We start from the raw sequence: 21,088 nt of genomic DNA, 5'->3' as shown, positions 1-21,088 counted from the left end.
CACCATCCCGCTCTATTATTGAAATTCTTTTTACGGGATAGGGCAATGTGAGTTCCAAGGTACTAAAAATTTTAAGGACTTACCCTGCAAGCGTGTACAGTTTATAAACTGGCTCCCAAATATTAGCAGCAAGCTCCTTTTCTAATTCAGATTCCTTAATCCCCGCAAGATTTTCCAATATTGCCTGCGTCCCCACAGCTCTTGCCACATCAAGGCTGATTGACCGAAGATTCGCTAAGGGAGGTAACAGATTTGCCGTCTTATCATTCCTTGCTGGTGAGCAACCGGCAAGAGCGAGCGCAGCCGCTTTAATCATCCCATCAGAGACTCTTTTTGCTTGAGAAGAAATAATACCTAAAGCTAAACCTGGAAAAATATATGAGTTATTTGTTTGATCAATAAGAAACTTTTTTCCCTTAAAGGTCACCGGTTCGAAAGGACTCCCAGTTCCTACCAATGCACGACCATCCGTCCAATTAAATAGATCTTGTGGCACTGCCTCACTATGCCATGTAGGATTGGAGAGAGGAAAAATCACCGGGCGTTCTGTATATTTTGCCATCGTTCGGACTACTTCTTCAGTAAAAGCACCTTTCTGGGTGGAAACACCTATGAGTGCTGTAGGTTTTACATTGCGAACAACATCAAGCAAATCTATTTCCATGGGGTTACTAACTTGCCACTCTTCTACCTCAGAACGCTTACGCGCAAATAACTCCTGCTCCGGACTTAATCCCTTTCCCCCTTCCACAAGTAAGCCATATCGGTCTACGGCATAGATCCGTTTGCTCGCCTCTTGATCGCTCAAACCTCCATCTTTTAAAGCGGCATGAATCAATTGGGCGATACCATGACCTGTTCCTCCAAAACCGAGAAAAACGATTTTCTGATCTTTTAACGGAATCCCTGTTACATTAATTGCTGAAAGAAGAGTGCCTGTTGCCATAGCAGCAGTACCCTGGATATCATCATTAAAGGTACAAAGTTGATTACGATAACGTCCCAGCAAACGAGTTGCGTTTGCTCCAGCAAAATCTTCCCACTGCAAAAGTACATTGGGCCAACGACGTTTAACCGCAGAAACAAATGCATCAACAAACTCATCATATTCAGCCCCACGAATACGATGGTGCTTCCAACCCACGTAGAGAGGATCTGCCAATCTTTCTTCATTATCTGTACCTACATCCAAAAGAATCGGTAAACAATATTGTGGAGGAATACCAGCCAATGCCGTATAAAGGGCCATTTTACCAATGGGAATCCCCATACCACCAGCCCCCTGATCACCAAGACCAAGAATGCGTTCACCATCGCTTACGACGATACATTTAATTAAATCATAACGTGGATGAGAGATAATTTTCTCGATCAGATCTTTATTAGGATAACTTAGAAAAAGCCCCCGCGCTTTACGAAAAATCTCACTGAATTTTTGACAACCCTCTCCAACAGTTGGGGTATAGACAATAGGCAGCATTTCTTCAATATTGTGAACCATCAAGGAATAAAACAATGTTTCGTTATTATCTTGAAGATCACGCAAAAAACTATATTTCTCTAAGGGAGTCGGCAATTCGAGCAACCCTGCATGACGTCTTTTTTGTTGGTCTTCCAACGTACTCACTTGGGGTGGTAATAAACCGTGTAACGCAAATAGATCTCTTTCACTATTTGTAAATGCAGTCCCTTTGTTTAACCGAGAGTTATTCAGAAGATCATAACCTGTTAATTTAGTTTTGATGCTTCCATCTTCTAAGTATTGTGTTTCTTGAGTTAATTTACCCATTTTAAGATCCTTTTATATCATTCAATTTTTAACAAACTCAGAACTGCCTCATAAAACCAGCTTATACAGGCAAAGGGATGAATTCATCCTCATCTCCAGGTATTTTTCCAAATTTTCCTGTTTTCCAGTCAAACTTAGCTTGCTCGATTCGTTCTTTAGAACTGGCCACAAAATTCCACCACACGTAGCGTCGTGTTTCAAGCGCAGTGCCACCAAGAATAATAATATGAGTATCATCAGCAGCAGTTACTTTAATTTCCGTATCCGTTTTGAGAATAAGCATTTTGACACAAGGATAAGAAGTGTTATCAATGATGATTTTACCCTGCAAAATAAAAATCGCCCGTTCCTCAATCGTCTTAGGAATAATCAATGCCGCATTTGCCTTAAGCTGACACTCCACAAAAAGAGCATCATTTAACGTGAAAACAGGCGATTTTATCCCGTCCCATTCGCCAGCAACAACGCGAAGGCTCATATTTTTACTGTCATTATTGGTAGGAATAATACTTTTGTCATAATGTGTAAATGACGGGCTTACGTCTTCCTTAGTAAGTGGTAAGGCCAACCAACACTGAATACCAAAAAAAGGATGGGGATAAAAGCGATCTTGATGTGGTGTGCGTTCTGAATGGGCAATTCCTCTTCCAGCAGTCATCAAATTAACATCACCAGGAACAATAAGTTGATGGCTCCCAAGTGTGTCTCTATGCTCCAACCTTCCAGAAAATAAATAAGTCATCGTGGACAAACCAATATGCGGATGAGGTCGTACATCGAGGCCTTTACCCGACAGAAGTTCATTAGGACCTGCCTGATCCCAAAAAACAAATGGTCCCACTGTTCTTTTTTCTTTTGATGGCAGTACCCGTCCGACTTCAAACCCACCAAGATCAACTGTCCGTGGAATAAGTTCCATTTTTATCGGCTTCGTGCAGCTTTTAGTCTCACATACTGGGTCTTTTACATTAAAATAGCTCATCTTTTGCTACTCTCCCTAAATAATTTAGACCACAATATTGGGTTAATCCACCGCTACTAAATCACAATTTTCTATACCACTCATATCGATCCACTCACTAAGCATAGCTCAAAATAAGATACTACTGGGTTTAAAAAAGTTATGTGTTGCTTTATATTATCCTTTTTGAATGAACCTTTTTACGCAATAATGACGCTCATTTAATGCAAATAAATAGGACGGTTATGCAGCACTTAAGAAACAGATTATTATTTCTTATCTTTACTTTAATGAGCAACTCCCTTTTTTCTGCAGTTTCGACTCCTATCGAAATAATACTTGAACCTAATAAACCCACTATTTTAACCAATCCCAATACTAGAATAGCGATGCGATGTGAAATCCATGTTGCTTCAAACACAAACAATCTCAGAATCAATATCATCAGTGGACAAGGTGTATTCAATGGCACCACATTTAAACAAGGTGATTTTATGGTGTGGACCATTCAAAATTTGCAACAAATCTCATTTACCGCAGATACCGGTACCAAAGCCCAAGTCACTTATTCAGGATCGTATACCTTGAGAGCTGTGTGTATGTAATAATTATCAAAACTATAGCATCAGTTACTAGTTACGCCCTGCCAAGTAATACTCTATGGATGGAAATACGTGTTTTTATTGTTTCTAGGTGCTGCAGACAAATGCAATACCTCCCAGCTAAATGAAACATCAATGACAGGTCATTTCAAGCAACTCAATCTTTATTGATTTCTTTAAGTTCTTAATATTTTCTTAAAGTTTATTAATTATAATGTTTGACCATAGTGACAATATTTAATCCAAAACTATAATTAAAGTAGTATTTATTCTTATTAGAGAGAGCACAATGCCGAAATACGTAAAAGATGTAGAACTAACTCAAGATGGTATGCGTGCCATTTTTGAACGCATGGGACAAGATATTACCAGCGGTATCATTTACAATGGAAATCCTGACATACGAGTAGATGTACTAAATCAGCAAGGATTTATGCCCATATTAACAGGAGTGAGTCCTACACAGGAATCTGGCCACTGGATCATGTTAATTAAAGGACAAGGCAATAACTACTACCTTTTCGACCCTCTGGGTGAAGGTTCGGGAAACGGATATAAGAACATTCTATCTCGAAAACTCCCCGAAGACGCTACCCTTTCTGTGATACCCAATGGCGCTGGACTCAACATGGGCTTATGCGGCTATTGGGTTGCTTCTGCAGGGGTAAGAGCGCATACAGCATTAACAGGCGATAATCCGCCAACCCTGGAAAATTTAGGCCAAACCATCACTCAAGAAATGCAAAATGAACTCGATGGCAATGGCTATGGAGAAATTACTGGTTGGCTACGAGCTGTTGCCAACGAATTCCCCGTAGATGGTGGCGCACACACCGAGGCAGCTGCTTTAAGACGCGCTACAGAAAAAGAGTTACGCATAGAAATCCCGGCGCTTATTTTAACTGGAAAAACATCAACTCCTAAAGAAATACCCACACAGCCAACGGCATCACAAACCGCTCCTACATCTATTCTAAACAGCACTTTAATGGAAAATGATCTCGATGTCCGCAATGTTGTAGAATATGTCCATAATGAATATTTAAGACATCCCTACCCTGGACCACTAAAAAATCCCAAAGATCCCACTGAAGGACGACTTCCTCCAAACGAAGGACCTGATCGAACAACTCATGGCCTTGCTCATACGGTACGAACCATGGCTTGTGCTGAAGTAATGATCGAGGAAGCACGTAAAGCAAAATTCAGAGGAGAGGAACTAGGAACCGCGAAAAATGGTCAGAGCTTAGCTGATGTCACACCAGAAGAATTGAAAAAAATTCTCATCGCCCAAGCATTCTTTGTGGTAGGAAGAGATGATGAACGTTCAGGATATGATAAAACGTGTGACCGAGATTTTTATGACGAATATCATGAGCAAAGTGAAGCTGCTTTTAGGAAATACGTTGAAGACAATAAGCTCATTGGCAACATCTTCAAAGATCAAGAAGAAGTAGAACATTATGCTGAAATTCTTCGCGACAATCCCCATAATTGGGATGGGACCCCTGCACATATTTTAATCCATCAAGGGCATATGGTGGACTTAATGAGAGTCAAGTCGCCTCCCGAAGTAGTGGTAGAACGCGCCTACAATACACTTAAAAAGTCGGTAGGTTCTCTAGGAGCCGAAGTCGTTCTCAGAACGCACCGACAATTTTTCTTGGCTACTGGATCCGCAGTTCCCGCATTTAATCCTCAGGCAAAAGAAAACCTCAGAGCGGAAGAGCCTTACGAGAATATGGTTTCTCAAAAATACGTTATAGAAAAAGATAAAGTGATCAATACATTAGCTGAGGCACGACGCGTAGCTCCTTATTATAAGCTTAAGGACAATGAGCGTTTTGTAACGATAAGAGAACATACTGCGATTGAGGAAAATAATATTCATTCTGAGGAAGCTAGAAAATTATTTAAAGAAGGAGGTGCTTATGAAAATCCTTATAGTGGTGAAAAATATGTGATACAAAAGGGCAAAGATGTAAATTCCATGAGTGACATTCGCATTACAAAATCGAAAAGTCCCATGACAGAAGACGAACGCCCTGTAACTATAAAAGAATATTATAGCCTTCCTGAAATCCAAGAAAAATTTCCTGGTTATAATGTACAGTTAGCAGAGAGCCCCGCAACTGATTTTGCAAGAACATGTGAGCAGAAACCCTCCCTATGTCTAGGAGCCATCAAAGAAGCGCGCCAACAAGTAAAAATGGATGCAGTAAAAGAAGCGTTGCAAGCTCCTTCAAACAAGATCAGAAGACAACCTAATGTGGATGAAATTGCCGCAGCACGGATTATCCACCAAATCATGGCTAATCCTGAAGTGATTCAAAACGATCATGTTCTTTTAAATGGCCAAAAATTGGAAGAACAATTTTTCCGAGACTTGTTAGCTAAATGTGACATGGCCATTGTTGGATCCTTATTGGATGATACCGATATTAATAATATCGATAGGTTAATGCAGCATGAGAATGATACTGAATTTCATCCAACCGATCCGAAAGATCCTGCAAAAAAACTTGGAGAAACTTGGGATAAAGTAGTTAGACAAAAAGACAGCAGATATAGAGATCAGATAAAACATGATTTAGTTTATCTCATGCAAAATGACGGTTGGTACTACACCCGCGTCAATGCAATTGCCCAAAATAGAGATAAAGGATCAACATTTAAAGAGGTAGTGATTACTGCATTGCTGACTCCATTAACCAGTAAATCACTGGTAGATACCTACGGTAGAGCTTCTTCACCACAAACGTTGTACCGCGGTTTAGGTTTTTCTGAAGAGTATCAAAAGAAACTGATTAATCAAGCCAATGCGATCATTGCAAATTCGGCAAAACATCTCTTTACTGATTTGTCTGCGCAAGACTTTATGCAAATCAAATTAAATGACTTTAGTAATATCTCCGCCAAAACGAATGCAAGTAACTCTACAAATATTGAGGTCCCAAGAACAACCTTTGATTCGAATACCATCTTTGAAATCAATGATCCTGATCGTTTACTGCAAGCAAAACAGGTTGGTACTCATATGCCCGGAACTGAAGATGAGTTTTCATTTTATTTACCGGATGATGTTGCCTTAATCCCTACTAAAGTAACTCTTGATGGTAAAAATTCTAAAGGAATGGATCGATATATTATCACGTTTACAACGATTAAAAGTCCTGACTTTTCTCGACGACACGAAAGTGGTTATGCGGTTGAGACTCTTCTGAAGATGCAAGCAGCACCGTTGGCCTTGATCAAAGATATCGTTGAAAAAGCTCAAGAAGCACCTGATTTAGAACAAATATTTAATTTACAAATGCGAATCAGCAGACAGGCGCAATCATCCATTAACGGTAGGTATAAAACATTCCTTAATGAACAAGTAAGCCCTGCGTTGGAAAATTGCCTTAATGCACTCTTGGAAGGGAATAACCTCAGTAAGGCTCTTGCCTCCATCCCCAAATACGAGCAATGGGCAGATTTTACTACTCCAGAAGCCAGACAAATAAAAATACAAATGGTCGTCATTAAGGAAATGGTTGAAAGAAAATTACTACTCGAGCAAACGCTCGCTGGTGTGCATCAATGTGAGAGTTCTTTGGCGAAAAAAGACATTATTGCTGCGTTACAAGCACTTAATAGTATCCCGTCTGATAAAGAGATGAACCAAGTATCATCCATTAGTCACAACGTAAAAGAGCAAATCCAACGAGCAAAACAAGAGTTAATCGGAAATTTAGAGCCTTTACAACACGCCGTCATTACTCCTGTACTCACGAATCCTGAGCAAGTAAGGAAACGTTATGAAGCGCTTATAGCCAGCATAACACAGCGCATTACAACTCTAGATAAAGCAGAGCTCGATGATGTGACTTGTATTAAAAAGGAACTCGCTAATTTTAATGTCCTACAAGAAGAAATAAAATTGTTACGCAATGAAAAAGTTCGGCTGTATTCTGAGACCGGTACCGTTGACTTTGCTGATATCGAGAAATTAGAAGAGCAACTACGAACAATTCACAATAAATTATATGATGCCTATATCATCCAGATAGCAGAAGAAATCAACTTGCTTGAGGAAGAAAAACCTAAAAATCTGACTGCTGTGAAAGAAATGATTTCTAACTTTAATGAGCGACTTGCTGAAATAGAGCAATTGCATCAAGAAAAGATAAGAAAACATGGCACATCAAAAGACCCTCTTGATCTGTCCGATATTGATAAATTAAAAAATCAATTACAAACAATGAATCAATTTTTAGTGAAAGCAATGATCAATACAATGAGGACTTCTTTAAATCAATTAGAGGTAAAAACATTTGATGAGCAGACAAAAGAAGCGCAGCACAATTTTCAAATCCTCGAGAAGCTTGCAACTACATTAGATGATTCTGATGCCGCGCAAAAGCAAAAAGCAGATATAGTAAAATTAAATGAGTTTTTCGTAGAAAAACAAAAAGCTTATCCTGCAATGCTACAACTGCAATTCAAGAGTGAGGCTTTAATTATACGATTACGTGAATTATGTGATGCTCACCAGAATAATTTCGCAAAATCAAGAAAAACAAAAACTGAAGAACTTACTAAAAATCGTTGGATGTTTCAAGGGTTTACTGATTTCATACGCCTCACAACGGACGAACGGGTGACGTTAGCTAATAAAGAGAAAGTATTGGATAAATTTAAGGAAGATTTAAATAATGATAAGTATGACATACAGAAACTTATTAATAAATTAGCGAAGAAAAGTCCCGAGGAATTAGAAGAAGCAATTGGACTTTCTGCGGAACACGCTGAAAGAGTACATGCACTTTTAAATAGTCTAAGCCACAGCACAACATTTGTCGCTAAAATTGAAGAACGTTCAAAATTGCTCGACGCGGTCTTAGTTGAACTCGGTAAAATATCCATACAACCTGAGCCTACTCAAGTTGATCAAGAACCATCGCAACAAAATATCGTGGGATTTTAATCTCTGTCATTGCTTGCGCGTTTATGCGTTTAATCCGCATAAATTCGCAAGCAAAACCCCGACAATCTTTTCATCATTGCTTCCTAGATCTAGATAAAACTCAAGTAAACTTACACCTTGTCCACTTAAAGATCAATCACACCAAAATTATTATAATATATTTACATACTGTGTTAATATGCAGCACAACTGCAAACGCTATTCTTAAAGCAGCATCACAGAGAGAGCAATATGCCTAAGTATGTAAAAGGGGTAGAGTTAACCCAAGAGGGTATGCGTGCCATTTTTGAACGCATGGGACAAGACATTACCAGCGGTATTATTTATAATGGAAATCCTGACATACGAGTAGATGTACTAAATCAACAAGGATTGATGCCCATATTAACCGGGGTGAGTCCTACACAAGAATCTGGCCACTGGATCATGTTAATTAAAGGCCAAGGCAATCATTACTACCTTTTCGACCCTTTAGGTGAAGGTTCAGGAAAAGGATATAAAAACATTCTCGCTCGAAAACTCCCCGAAAACGCTACACTTTCTGTCATTCCCAATGACGCCGGATTCAACATGGGCTTATGTGGCTATTGGATTGCTTCTGCTGGAGTCAGAGCACATACAGCCTTAACGGGGGATAATCCCCCTGCTCTAGACAGTCTAGGCCAAATCATCACTCAAGAGATGCAAAATGAACTCGATGGCAATGGTTATGGGGAAATTACTGGTTGGTTACAGGCTGTTGCCAATAAATTTCCAGCAGGTGATGCTCAAACCGATGCTACTGCTTTAAGACACTCTACTGAAAAAGAGTTACATCTCAAAATCCTTGCGCAATCAACTATCACTGCGGGTGAAAACGTAGCTACAGAATCAACCTCAAAACCCGCTACAAGCACAGAGCCTTATCTTCCTCCTTGGAATGGTTTTTCCTTGTACACCGATAGCACAGTAAGAATGGCGGCGAAATATGTGTTTAATAATTATTTAGGAAAAAAATACACAGGCACCGTAGAAGCAACTCCCGCACAGATGGGAAAAAACGGAGACAAAATTGTAAATAGGCCTGTTCATGGCCTTGCTCATACTTTACGAACAATGGCTTATGCCGAAGTAATGGTTGAAGAAGCACGTAAAGCAAAACTCAGAGGGGAATCTTTAAAAACATTCAAAGACAAGCGTACTATAGCCGATGTTACCCATGATGAATTAAAAAAAATCATGATTGCCCAAGCATTTTTTGTTGCTGGGCGAGATGATGAAGAGTCGGAAAATAATTATGAGCGATATCATGAACAAAGTAGAGATGCATTTTTAAAATATGTAAGAGAAAACGAATCCCTTTTAATTCCACATATCTTCAACGACCAAGATGACGTGAATTTTTATGCAGATGTTATTGAAGATAAAGATCACAAGTGGGAGAACTCTCCAGCACACGTACTGGTCAACAAAGGTCATATGGTCGATCTCATGAGGGTAAAACAACCTACAGAATCTTATTTAGAAAGTTATTTTAAATCACTTCAACCCTGGATTGGGACCATAGGAACTGAGGCTGTTTTTGCCAAACAAAGAAAATTTTTCGATGCCACCTATGAAATGGTTAGCTCTTTTGACTGCAACAACCGTGAGCCACATTTGGTCACGAGTACTAATGAATTTCGCTATGTCATTGATAAAAATGGTAACCCAATTAGAGAAACTCCAAAGGAAGGAGAAAAAAAGGGTAAAATAAAATTTTTCCCTCCCACATACAAATTACAGGAACAAGAAAAATTTAAATTCGGAAAAGGAGGCTTGGGACGGTATGTCATTGGTGAAGATGGTCAGCCAATCCGAAATAAACCTAGAAAAGGCGAGACTCAAGGAACATTAGCATTTTTTCCTACTTCGTATCAGTTACAAGAAAACGAACGCTGGATGCGCGTGGATGAATACCTACAACTTGATGAAATACAGCGTCAATTCCCGGGCTCAGGAAAAAAACTCGAAAGAGGACTGCCAAAACTTAGTGAATATGCATACTTGCAACATACAAATTCCGATGAAAGAGCTCAATGTGAAAATGATGTCGATTTTTGTTTAGGGCAATTACAAACAGCGAACAATCAGTCAAAAATTTCGCCGATAAAGGGAGCCATTCAATTTAGTAATAAATTGGCCAGAAGAAACGCCAATGTTGATGAAATTGCAGCATCACGCATTATCCAACAAATTCTGGCTAATCCTGATGTGATTCACAACGATCACGTTTTTTTAAATGGTCAACGCCTTGATGAATCATTCTTCCGTGATTTATTAGCCAAATGTGATATGGCTATTGTAGGTTCATTGTTAAATAGCACCGACATAAAAAATATCGACCAGTTAATGAAACATGAAAAAGATACTGAATTCCATCCAACGGCCCCCAATGAGCCCCCAAAAAAACTTGGAGAGACCTGGGAAAATACAATCAGACAAGGTGGAGGAGTACTCCAGATCGAAACGGATTTAATTTTTTTAATGCAAAATGATGCCTGGTACTTCAGTCGTGTTAATGCAATTGCCCAAAACAGAGACAAGGGCTCAACATTTAAAGAAGTGCTAATTACTGCCTTAATGACTCCACTAACGAGAAAATCATTGGTGGATACAAATATCTCTCCACCACCAAAAACACTATTTCGCGGATTAAATCTGTCAGAAGAGTTTAAAAATAAATTAATCAATCAAACCCATAAGATCATAGCTAACACTACAGAACATCTCTTTACAGATCCCTCCGCAGAAACCTTTAAACAAATTAAGTTAAATGATTACAGCTCTATTTCCGCCAGAACAAACGCAAGCACATCCACAAATATTGCGGTTCCCAGAGATATGTTTGATTCAAACACCATCGTTGAAATGCTTGATCCCGACGGATTGCTGCAACCGAAACAAGTGGGAACTCATGTGGAAGGCTCCGAAAGTGAATATTCCATATATTTGCCAGAGGATATTGCCCTAATCCCAATTAAGCTTACCCTTGATGGTCAAACCACTACCGGAAATGATCGCCATATTTTCACCTGCGTGGCAGTACAAAGCCCCGATTTTTCGCCACGACATCAAAACGGCTTTGCACTTCTTCCTTTTATAAAAATACAAACCGCAACCGTAGCGAAAGTAATAGATGATGTAAACATAGAAGCCCAGGGAAACTTAAATGAAACGCTAAAATCACTGCGGCTTAAAATGGTAGAGCAATCTCATTTACCCATCAGGGGTGGCTTTTTAGATAGAGTTCTTCACTACTTTTCAGGAAAAAACGATCAAAAAATATCACTGGAACGAAAAAACTTTCTTAATCAAAAAGTGATCCCGGTATTACAGGAATGTCATATCGCACTTAGATTAAATAATACGGAAATGATGCAACGAGCTTTAACAAAATTTCCCTCAGATAAAGAATGGTCTCATTTTAAATCAGATACCGCAAAAGCAGCTAAAATGGAAATGGATAGTCTAAAACCGCTTATTGAAAAGAAAATTGCCCTTCAAAATCAACTGATTCCTTTAATGAAATGCCAAGATGCCTTAGAAAAACAACAAATCACTGAAGCTTTAAAAGCACTCGAAAGCATTCCCTCCGAGCATAACATGAGCAATATGCTATGGATAAGCAGCAACATAAAAGAGCAGATTCAACGTACGAAACAAGAAATATCTGCAAACTTGGCTCCAATGCAACATGTGGCCATGCCCCCCGTGCTCACTAATGCTGAGCAAGTGGGAAAACGTTATGAAGCACTTATAATCAGCATCACCAAGAGAATTGCAGATCAAAACATGGTAAAACTATCCAACTTAGTCAGAGTTAAGAAAGCGATCTCTGATTTTAACGTCCTACAAGAGGAAGTAAAATTGTTGCGTCATGAAAAAACGCTGCTGCAATCTCCAGACAAAGCAGTTGAGTTTGATGATATCGAAAAACTAGAAGAAGAACTACACATACTTCATAACAAATTATATGATGCTTATGCAGTCCACATAACAAATGAAATTGACCTACTGGAACAACAAAAACCTAAGAACCTAGCTGATGTAAAAAGGACTATCTCAATATTTAATGAAGTTCTCGCTGAAGTAAACCAATTACATCAAGAAAGTGTAAAAAAACACGAAACCTTCAAGGAACCTCTTAATCTATCAGATATCGATGGACTAAAAGGTCGATTGCAACAGGCGAATCAATCCTTAATTAAAATGTTAATAAGCAATATTAAAGTCTCTCTCAACCAAATGGAAATAATGACGTTTGACGAGCAGAAAAAAGAAGCCCAACAAAATTTACAACTGCTTGATAAACTCGCAAAAACGCTGGATGATTCGACTACAGCACAAGAACTAAAAATTGAGATCGGGAAACTAAATGAATTTTTTATGGAGAAACAAAAAGCCTACCCAGCAATGGCGCAATTGCAATTTAAGAGCGAGGCCTTAATTATACAGCTGCGTGAATTATGTGAAATGCGCCAGGTAACATCGAGAAAAAGAACTGAAGAACTTTCTAAAAATCGTTGGATGTTTCAAGGATTTACTGACTTCATAGGTCTAACCACAGACGAACGAGCAACCCTAGCGAAAAAAGGAAAAGAATTAGACCGATTTAAGAAAGGTTTAAATAATGATAAATATAATATAAAGGAATTGATCAATCACTTAGCAAAGAAAAATGCTGATGAATTAGAAGAAGCATTTGGAATCTCTACTGAAAATGCCGAGAAACTCCACGAACTGTTAAAACACCTAAACCGCAATACAACATTTGTCGCTAAAATTAAAGAGCGTACAAAATTAATCGATACTCTTTCAGTTGAGCTAAGTAATACATCCATGCAATTTGCCCTTACTCAAGCTAATCAAGAAATACCTGACGAGCAATTTTTGGATTTTGACTATTTAATTATATAACTTTGATGAAGTGTTGTTTAGGAGATGTTGTGATAAACCCACTGAGAACTCGCGCAAATGGCTTCTTGAAAGAAGCCGACTAAATTAATTCTTAATCAACTTAACGTTAGCTTAATAATATTAGGTTTATAATAAAAAGTGTCATTGTGGGTTTGATAGATAGAGAGTTTCAATTGACGATTCAAACATTTTTTGAGGAAAATCTAAATGCCTGAATATGTGAAAGGGGTAGAATTAACTCAAGATGGTATGCGTGCCATTTTTGACCGTATGGGGAAAAACATTACCAGCGGCATCATTTACAATGGAAATCCTGAAATACGAATGGATGTATTGGATCAACAAGGATTTATGCCTGTATTAACTGCTGTGAGCCCAATACAAGAATCCGGCCACTGGATCATGTTAATTAAAGGCAAAGGCAATCAATACTATCTTTTCGACCCCCTGGGTGAACATTCAGGAAAAGGATATCAAAACATCCTATCCCGAAAACTCCCTCAAGGCGCTACACTTTCTGTGATTCCCAATGGTACGGGTTTAAACATGGGATTATGTGGTTATTGGGTTGCTTCTGCAGGAGTAAGAGCACATGCAACGTTAACAGGTGATAATTCTCCAACATTAGAAAATCTAGGCCAGACCATCACTCAAGAAATGCAAAATGAACTCGCTGGAAATGGTTATAGACAAATTACTGCTTGGCTACGCGCTGTTGCCAATGAGTTTCCCGCCGGTGATGCAAAAAACGATGCAACCGCTTTAAGACTAGCCACTACTGGAAAAACCTCTGCGCTTGTAGAAACACCCACGCAATCTACTGTGACACAAGTAGTTTCTGAGTCTGCTTTAGAAAGTGCCTTATTGGAACATGATGAGGATGTCCGTAGTATTGTAAATTATGTCCATAAAGAATATTTAAGGCACGATTATCCTGGACCATTGGTAGATCCTAAAAATCCCAACGGAGAACGACTCAAGCCCAATGAAGGACCGGATAGAGGCACTCACGGCCTTGCACATACGGTACGCACCATGGCTTGTGCTGAAGTAATGGTTGAAGAAGCGCGTAAAGCAAAATTCAGAGGAGAAAAGTTAGGAACAGCAAAAAATGGTCAAACTTTAGCCGATGTTACACCAGAAGAACTCAAAAAAATACTCATCGCTCAAGCATTTTTTGTGGTTGGAAGAGATGATGAACGCTCAGGATATGATTCTAAGTATAAGAGAAACTTCTATGAGGAATATCACGAGAAAAGTGAACAAGCATTCAGAAAATGCGTTGAAGAGAATAAACTTATTGGTAAAATCTTTAAAGATCAAAAAGAAGTAGATCATTATGCCGCGATTATTCTGGACAAACCCCATAATTGGGATGGAACTCCAGCACATGTGTTAATCCATCAAGGTCACATGGTTGATTTAATGAGAGTCAAAGCACCTCAAGAAGTCGTACTCGAGCGTGCCTACTATACACTTAAAAACTCTTTAGGTTCACGAGGAGCCGAAGTTGTTCTTAAAACACATCGAGAATTTTTCTTGGCCACCGGAGCTGTTGTCCCTCAATTTAATCCGGAAGCTAAAGAAGATCCCAGCAGAGGCGGGCCGTATGAAAACCCTTATAATGGTGACAAATACGTTATCGAAGAAGGAAAAATTCCAGAGTCTAAGAACATCCGACGTGTAGATTCTAATTATCGACTGAAAGAAAATGAACGGTTCGTATCCATCAAGGAGTATTATGCTATTCCTGAGATACAGAAATCATTCCCTGGTTACAAAACCTATTTAAAGCCATCACCTTATTCATTTCCAACTGATTTTGCCAAAATATGTGAGCAGAATCCTACATCTTGCTTGGATGCCATCCGACAAGCACGATCAAAAATAGTCATGGGTGTGATTAAAGAAACGTTGCAGTCAGAGCCCGAGAAGGCAAAAAGAGTATCCAATAGAGACGAAATTGCTGCTGCGCGTATTATCCAACAAATTATGGCTAATCCTGATGTGATTCAAGACGATCACGTTTTTTTAAATGGTCAAAAACTCGAAGAGTCTTTTTTTCGTGACTTATTGACCAAATGTGATATGACTATTGTAGGCTCATTGTTAAATGATACCGATATCAATAATATTGATCAGTTAATGCAACATGAACAAGATACTGAATTTCATCCAACAGACCTTAATGAACCTGCCAAAAAACTTGGCGATACCTGGGAAAAAAATATTAGGAAAAAGGACAGTAGAGAGAAAAATCAAATCAAGCTTGATTTAATTAATCTCATGCAAAATAATAACTGGTATGCCAGCCGGGTCAATGCCATTGCCCAAAATAAAGATGAAAAATCTACCTTTAAAGAAGTCTTACTTGCTTCATTATTAACTCCACTCACCAATAAAGCACTGGTAGATACAAAAAACCAGGAACCCTCACCGCAAATCCTGTTCCGCGGCTTCAATATCCCCAAAGAATTTCAACAACAACTGATAAAGCAAGCAAACACCATAATTGCGAACACAGAGAACTATCTCTTTACGACCCTTTCTAGCCATGCATTTATGCAAATCAAGTTAGATGAAATTGCTTCTAAAACAAAGAGTTCAGAACCAATATTTGATTCAAATACGATTTTTGAAATCAATGATCCAGAACAATTACTTTCAGCAAAACAAGTTGGGGCTCATGAGTCTGTGACTAGAGATGATCCTTTTTATTTACCAGAACATGTAGCCCTGGTTCCGACTAAGGTAACCCTTGATGGCAAAACATCTACCGAGATGGACAGATATGTTGTTAGTTTTATTGCGGTAAAAAATCCTGATTTTGTACCAAACCATGAAGTTGGCTTCGCTGCTGCGCCTATTTTTAAAATGCAAAGCGCGAAAGTGATGGATGCAATAAATGCTGTCCAACCAGAAGATGAAGAAACTCATAAAAACTTAAATGAATCATTAAAATCACTACGACTTAAATTGGTAGAGCAATCTCACTTACCCATCAGAGGTGGATTTTTAGATAGGATTCTTCACTACTTCTCAGGAAAAGATGATCAGAAAATATCACTGGCACGAAAAAATTTTCTTAATGAAAAAGTCATTCCTGCATTACAAGAATGTCATATTGCACTTAGATTAAACAATATAGACATGATGCTACGAGCTCTGGAAAAATTTCCAGCAGATGAAAAATGGGCTGATTTTAAATCCGATGCGGCAAAAAATGCTAAAAAGGAAATGGATAACTTAAGACCACTTATTGAAAAGAAAATAGCGCTACAACGTCAACTTGCGCCATTAGTTAAATGTCAAGATGCATTGGAAAAACAGCAAGCTACCGAGGCTATAAAAGCGCTCGAAGGCATTCCTTTAGATAAGAATATACCCTCAATAAGTAAAGAATTAAGGGAGAAAATCCAACAAACAAAACACGTTGTGATCGACGATTTAGAGCCCTTACAACGCCCAATTATTACCTCCCCCCTCATTAATAGCGAGCGAGCAAAGATACATTACGAAACGCGTATATTGAGCATGGCTCAAAGAATTGCAACTCTAGAGACTGCCAAACTCGATGATCTGAACTACATTAAGAAGAAACTATCTTATTTTAATACCCTGCAAGAAGAAGTAAAAGTGCTGCGTAATGAAAGAGCTCTGATGCATATTGGAACCGGAAAAATTGATTTTACTGATGTCGAAAACCTAGAAAAACAACTACGAACGATTCATAGCAAGTTATATGATGCCTATGTAGTTGCAGTAGCAGAAGAAATTAACAATCTTGAAGAAGAGACACCGAAGAATCTGATAGCTGTCAAAGAAATGATTTCTAGTTTTAATGAGCGACTTGCCGAAGTGGAACAGTTACGTCATGAAAAGACAAGAAAACACGAAACATCAAAAGAACCTCTTAACCTATCCGATATTGATGCATTGAAGGATCGATTACAAAAGATAAATCAATTCTTAACTAAGGCATTGGTAAATAATATAAGAGTCTCTCTCAATCAAATGCAAGTAAAAACATTTGATGTGCAAGTAAAAGAGGCTCAACTCAATTTACAGCTTCTTGATAAGCTCGCAAAAACATTAGATGATTCGGATACAGCGCAAAACCATAAAGCTGAGATTGTAAAATTAAATGAGTTTTTTGTGGAGAAACAAAAAGCCTATCCTGCAATGGTGCAATTGCAATTCAAGAGCGAGGCTTTAATTATACGATTACGTGAATTATGCGAAGCCCATCAAAATCATTTAGCAGAATCAAGAAAAACAAAAACTGAAGAACTTACTAAAAATCGTTGGATACTCCAAGGACTTACAGATCTTGTAGGACTAACCACAGACCAACGAACGAACCTAAACCAAAAGGGGAAGGCATTAGATCAATTTAAAGAAGATTTAAATAATGACACGTATGACATTCAGAAACTTATCCATACATTAGCCCAAAAAAGTCCGAAGGAATTAGAAGAGGCAATTGGAATTTCGACGGAAAATGCTGAAAAAATACATGCTCTTTTAAAAAACCTAAACCACAGTACGACATTTGTCGCGAAAATTGAAGAACGTGCAAAATTGATCGACACTGTTTTAGTTGAGCTCGATAAAATATCCATACAACCTGAACTTACTCATGTGAGTGAAGAGCCACAAAATACGCTCAATCTTTGATCTGTTACTCCTGAACCTTCCGCTTTTGCGGAAGGCAGCGAAAATTCTAACTATTTGTAAGAACTCACCCCTCCACAATAACAGGGGGCTATTAAAGAGCCAGGATAAAATTTAGAGCAAAAGCTATTACCCGGAACGTTTGCCTAATTAAACTACAGCTACCGTACTCTTCTCATCAGATAAAGTCCCAATAATGCAAAAATGACCGTTGGCCCCAAAGCGGATAACTCTGGTGGTAATTGAAACACCGTACTTAGTGGGCCAAAAAAGCGATTTAAAATATGAAAACTAAACCCTACTGCGGCACCCACCAATAACTTCGACCCCATAGTAGTTGAGCGTAATGGACCAAAAATAAACGGAATAGAAAGAATCATCATAACCATAGTTGTAAATGGTTGAATAAGCCTTTGTAAAAAAGCAAACTGATAATTATGTACATTTTGATGATTCAGTTTTTGTTCCCTTATGTATCGATTCAATTCACGTAAGTTCATTTCATCAGGATCGATGCTGCTAATTGTCAAAATCTTAGGTTTTACCGATACATCCCAAGGAAATGAGGCAAAAGTTTGTGCTTTCGTCTGATCGTCAGCAAACTCTGTTTGTTGTACATCATAAGCTATCCATCCCGTTGGAGTATGTCGAACTTCACGAATAAAACGCGACATTGTCAAATGATGTTGATTATCAAAACGAAATTGATAAATATTATTCAGGACATTATTGGAAAGCACTATTCCTACTGAAATAAAATCATTGTTATAACGCAGCCAAAATCCTTTTGACGTGCGCAAGGTTTGACCACCACTAATCGCTGCCGTTTTATAATCATTTGCATAATGAGATAAGTATGGAACTAAGGTCTCGCCTAAAACTGTAACAAATACAATGAGCAATACGGACGCCTTTAATACTGCCCAGGTAATCTGGCCTATGGACATACCTGACGCCCGCATAATGACTAATTCACTATGATTCGCTAAGATACCTAAACCGATTAAAGTACCAAGAAGACTTGCCATTGGAAAAAATAAATAAACTTGATAAGGCATTTGCAGCATCACAAAAAAAGTAGCTTGCACAATCCCAAAATCGACTCGCCCCAAATCACTTATTTGATCAACAAATAAAATAAAAATTTGGAGACCAATCAGCATTAAAGTAACTAAACCAATGGATCCGAGAACGGTTTTCGCAATATAACGATCTAATATTTTCATAGTCATGCCAGTTTTGCCTGATTACGCCAGATCAGCCATAATCCAAATGCAATTATGCACAGGTGTACCCACCATAAACCTAACCATTGCGGCATTTTTCCAGACACCATAGCATCTCGAGCAATGAATAATAAGTTAGCATATATAATATAAATAATAATTGCCGGTAATAACTTGGCAAATTTACCTGATCGAGGATTAATACGGCTTAAAGGAACTGCGATTAAAGTCAAAGCAAACACCATAATGGGTACAGAAAAACGCCATTGTAACTCAGCTGCTTTAGCACGATCGGGATTATTGAATGGAAATAAATTGGCAGTACTTATAGTGCGAAAATCTTCAGATATTTTTACCACCGGATGAGGTAGTCGTGCTTTATACTGACCAAATTCAGCAATTTGATAATCAGCATGGCCAGGAACTCCCTGGTATTCCTTACCATTTTGGAGAATAATATAATCTTCACCTGTTTTTGGATCAGTTTCTGCAAAAGCTTGATCTGCCCATAATACATCCCAGCGTGTTTTCTCGTCTACTGTAGTTCGTTTTGCAAGAAACACTTGTTCGGCCTTAGTATGGTCTCGACTCATGGATTGCACATAAAATACCTCTTTGCCTTCGTTAATAGCATGAAAACGCCCCGGCATAATAGTTTGCACTAGGGTCTGTATTCCAGTGGAGCGTAATAATTTTGCACGCTCAATGTAAATTAAAGGACTTCCCCAAATCATCACGATAGCTACGATAAAAGCCACAACAGTAGCCATAATGAGGCTATGTTTTAACAATTTATGTGGGCCATAACCACAAGCACGTAATACGGTCATCTCGCTTTCAGCATACAAACGACCATAAGCAAGTAACATGGCGATGTAAAAACCCAAAGGGATAAGCAAACAAAGCAAAGTAGGTAACTCGAGCATCATCAGTTTCATGATGATAACCCCCGGAATACTGCCAGAGGCCGCTCGATTAAGATATTGAATCAACTGATTACTCAAAAAAATCAACACGAGTATGGATGTTAGCGAAATCAAAGTGATCAACACTTCTTTGGCCAAATAACGAAAAATAATCAATCATTGCCCCTATTTTAGTAATTCCCTCCTCCTTTAATGAAGGTCGTCCGATAAAGAGGTAACCACTCAAGTATCCTGTAACTTATCTCCTTAAGAAGGAAGGACATTGAGTCAGATCCTAGATTTTGCGTACCATCCATAGAATATACGGCAACTTCTTTTCTCCAGACTTATTGAGAGATTACCTAAAGATGAGATAACTTTATGCATTTTAACCCAGAAAAAGCGCTTGAATCTACTAAATTAACGTGAGTTCGACATAGAAATAACTTTAACGTGGCGAGGAGTAGCAGAATGCAATCCTATTCTGAGCCTTCTACATAATGCACCGAAAGTCATATTGACTACGTTTTCAATAAAAATATTTGGAATTGAGTTTAACCGTTATTTCTTCAGAAAACATGTGTGTTGGGACTAAGTGACTACACAGAAAGAATAACTGCAGCCCAAATATAATGAGTTGAGCTGCTCTTAAAGAAATAGCACATTAATGCTTTGTTTCAGCAGCTGTTTTTTTGGCTTCCTGCACAAAACCTAACATCGCTTTCTCAATAATTTGAAAAGATTTTTGGAGGTAATCCAAAGTTTTGTGTCCATTTTCAACAGCCAAATTAATATGTTTCTCTAATAGTTCCTCTGGCTTTTTAATACTTGCGATTTCTTCGGGTTTAAGATAATTAATACCTTGTAATGTTTTAACATTTAATTCAGCCATCGCTTGAAAAGGCTCTTGCATTTTCTTAGCTATTTCAGTCCATTTGTCAAAGTTTTGTTGATACATGATATTCTCCAATATGTTGCAATGCACAATTTTATATTAGACTATACACTGTTGATTTGTCAATGG

At 38.3% G+C, this 21,088-nt stretch carries 9 protein-coding genes; 4 read left to right on the top strand and 5 right to left on the bottom strand.

The features are described from left to right. Window positions 1-79: 79 nt before the first annotated feature. On the bottom strand, window positions 80-1,789 hold the full coding sequence (locus tag EL220_RS01915; protein ID WP_027270960.1) for an NAD-dependent malic enzyme: 1,710 nt from the start codon (window positions 1,787-1,789) through the stop codon (window positions 80-82). A gap of 61 nt (window positions 1,790-1,850) precedes the next feature. Next, complete coding sequence (locus EL220_RS01910) at window positions 1,851-2,771, bottom strand: pirin family protein (protein WP_027270959.1); 921 nt, start codon at window positions 2,769-2,771, stop codon at window positions 1,851-1,853. Between the two features lie 224 nt (window positions 2,772-2,995). On the opposite strand from EL220_RS01910, the gene EL220_RS01905 reads away from it, so the two are divergent. From EL220_RS01905 to EL220_RS01890, 4 genes are all read left to right on the top strand, one after another. Next, the gene (locus EL220_RS01905) at window positions 2,996-3,355 is read left to right on the top strand and encodes a hypothetical protein (RefSeq protein WP_027270958.1); all 360 of its coding nucleotides are present in this window, start codon (window positions 2,996-2,998) and stop codon (window positions 3,353-3,355) included. 286 nt (window positions 3,356-3,641) lie between these two features. Next, complete coding sequence (locus EL220_RS01900; RefSeq protein ID WP_027270957.1) at window positions 3,642-8,321, top strand: SidE phosphodiesterase domain-containing protein; 4,680 nt, start codon at window positions 3,642-3,644, stop codon at window positions 8,319-8,321. 231 nt (window positions 8,322-8,552) lie between these two features. Beyond that, window positions 8,553-13,259: a SidE phosphodiesterase domain-containing protein gene (locus EL220_RS01895; protein WP_027270956.1), complete on the top strand. Its 4,707-nt coding sequence runs from the start codon at window positions 8,553-8,555 to the stop codon at window positions 13,257-13,259. Window positions 13,260-13,466: 207 nt separating this feature from the next. Further along, window positions 13,467-17,936, top strand: coding sequence for a SidE phosphodiesterase domain-containing protein (locus tag EL220_RS01890; protein WP_027270955.1), 4,470 nt, complete (start codon window positions 13,467-13,469; stop codon window positions 17,934-17,936). Window positions 17,937-18,094: 158 nt separating this feature from the next. Here EL220_RS01890 and lptG read toward each other — a convergent pair whose 3' ends face one another. From lptG to EL220_RS01875, 3 genes are all read right to left on the bottom strand, one after another. Beyond that, complete coding sequence (gene lptG, locus EL220_RS01885; protein ID WP_027270954.1) at window positions 18,095-19,165, bottom strand: LPS export ABC transporter permease LptG; 1,071 nt, start codon at window positions 19,163-19,165, stop codon at window positions 18,095-18,097. Beyond that, a complete protein-coding gene (gene lptF / locus EL220_RS01880; protein WP_027270953.1) occupies window positions 19,162-20,241 on the bottom strand; it encodes an LPS export ABC transporter permease LptF in 1,080 nt (359 codons plus the stop codon). The genes lptG and lptF overlap by 4 nt, the downstream gene beginning before the upstream one ends. A 487-nt stretch (window positions 20,242-20,728) precedes the next feature. Then, window positions 20,729-21,022, bottom strand: a complete 294-nt coding sequence (locus EL220_RS01875; RefSeq protein ID WP_027270952.1) for a phasin family protein — start codon at window positions 21,020-21,022, stop codon at window positions 20,729-20,731. Between the last annotated feature and the right edge of the window lie 66 nt (window positions 21,023-21,088).

The organism is Legionella sainthelensi (assembly GCF_900637685.1).
GTDB classification, from domain to species: domain Bacteria; phylum Pseudomonadota; class Gammaproteobacteria; order Legionellales; family Legionellaceae; genus Legionella; species Legionella sainthelensi.
This window is presented reverse-complemented; position numbering and strand designations above follow the sequence as displayed.

Coding starts and splice junctions, on each gene's coding strand:
- EL220_RS01910 (WP_027270959.1), bottom strand. CDS start 2,771: ATGAGCTATTTTAATGTAAAAGACCCAGTATGTGAGACTAAAAGCTGC.
- EL220_RS01915 (WP_027270960.1), bottom strand. CDS start 1,789: ATGGGTAAATTAACTCAAGAAACACAATACTTAGAAGATGGAAGCATC.
- EL220_RS01890 (WP_027270955.1), top strand. CDS start 13,467: ATGCCTGAATATGTGAAAGGGGTAGAATTAACTCAAGATGGTATGCGT.
- EL220_RS01895 (WP_027270956.1), top strand. CDS start 8,553: ATGCCTAAGTATGTAAAAGGGGTAGAGTTAACCCAAGAGGGTATGCGT.
- lptG (WP_027270954.1), bottom strand. CDS start 19,165: ATGACTATGAAAATATTAGATCGTTATATTGCGAAAACCGTTCTCGGA.
- EL220_RS01905 (WP_027270958.1), top strand. CDS start 2,996: ATGCAGCACTTAAGAAACAGATTATTATTTCTTATCTTTACTTTAATG.
- EL220_RS01900 (WP_027270957.1), top strand. CDS start 3,642: ATGCCGAAATACGTAAAAGATGTAGAACTAACTCAAGATGGTATGCGT.
- EL220_RS01875 (WP_027270952.1), bottom strand. CDS start 21,022: ATGTATCAACAAAACTTTGACAAATGGACTGAAATAGCTAAGAAAATG.